2 protein-coding genes are annotated in these 1,394 nt (G+C 76.2%); both read left to right on the top strand.

The window, feature by feature from the left end:
* The first annotated feature begins 246 nt into the window (after nucleotides 1-246).
* Entirely contained in the window at nucleotides 247-780 is a 534-nt protein-coding gene (locus tag AC13HU_RS37200) for a SigE family RNA polymerase sigma factor (RefSeq protein ID WP_483046421.1), read from the top strand.
* On the top strand, nucleotides 773-1,357 hold the full coding sequence (locus AC13HU_RS37205; RefSeq protein WP_483046422.1) for a hypothetical protein: 585 nt from the start codon (nucleotides 773-775) through the stop codon (nucleotides 1,355-1,357). The genes AC13HU_RS37200 and AC13HU_RS37205 overlap by 8 nt, the downstream gene beginning before the upstream one ends.
* Nucleotides 1,358-1,394 lie beyond the last annotated feature (37 nt).

Raw genomic sequence — 1,394 nt, forward strand, 5'->3', positions numbered from 1 at the left:
GGGCTGTAGTCCGGGGCGGGGGCGCTTCGGCGCTGCCCGGTGCTGCCGGACACCGCTGGGCGCACGCTGCCGGATGCGCTGTTCGGCGCCCCCTGTCCGGCGCCTCCTGTTCGGCGCGCGCCGAGCGGTTCGTGGGGGAGCCCGCGCAGGTGCGGGTGTCCGGCACAGCCCGGAGCATCCGGAGTATGACGCAGGTCACGCCGCGAAGTCGTGCGCGGTGTAGACCGGATCGGGCCCGACGAGCGTATGCCCGGTGAGACCGAGCAGACCCGGGAGCGATCGTTGACCGTCGAGGAGTTCGAGGAGTTCTACGCGCAGACGGTCGGTCGGCTGACCGGCCAGTTGTACGTGATGCTCGGCGATCACCAAGAGGCGCAGGACGTCGTGCAGGAGGCGTTCGTCCGGGGCTGGAGCCGGCGGCGCCAACTGCGGTCCGACGCACGCCCCGAGGCGTGGGTGCGTACGGTCGCGTGGCGGCTGGCGGTGAGCCGTTGGCGGGGCCGGCGGCGCACCGCCGACGCCTGGCACCGGACCGGGCCGCCGGCGCCCACGGAAGGGCCGGGACCGGAACCGGTGGTGCTGGTGGAGGCGCTGCGCGAGCTGCCGCCGAAGCAGCGCCGCACGCTGACCCTGCACTACGTCTGCGATCTCAGCGTCGACCAGATCGCCGCCGAGACCGGGGTGTCGGTGAGCACCGTCAAGACGCACCTGGTCCGCGGCCGCTCGGCGCTCGCCCACCTCCTGAACGATCCGCGGAACGAGGAGGCTCCCGGTGCCTGAACACCACGACGCGTACGGCGGCTTCGGAGACTTCGACCACGTCGGCGACTTCCCCGGTCCCGCCCTCGGCGATGCGGCCGGCCACGGCGGTTCCCGAGGACGGGACCGGGACGATCCGCTGCGCGGCCTGTTCAAGGCGGCGGCCGTGAACGGCCAGGCCAGAACCCGGTCCGCGCCCGCCGCGGAGGTCCGGGCGCGCGGCGCGGCCCGCCGCAGGCGGCGCGCGGCGATGGCCGCGGTTGCCGCGTGCGTGGTGCTCGCCGGTACGGCCGCGGGTCTCGTCGCGACGCTGCCGCGCGGCGGCGATCCCGTGTCGCCCAGCAGCAGTACGAGCAGCGGCGACGGCAGATCCGGCACCGCGACCGGCGGCCCGCCCTTGTCCACCGCCGGCCCGACCCGCAGTCCGGATCCGTCCCGCGCCGTCGGCACCACCGGGCCCGCGGCGCCGCCGGGCAACGGCCCGCCGGCCTCCGCCACTTCGGCCGCCGGTTCCTCGGCCACGACCAACGCGACGGCTCCCGCCACGCAGGGCCGCCTGCCCGGGTCGCCGACCTATCCGCGGACCACGGCGCCCTGAGCGCAGGGCCGCGACCGCAAGCGCACCGGCCAGGGCC

This window comes from Streptomyces sp. NH27, from assembly GCF_056859195.1.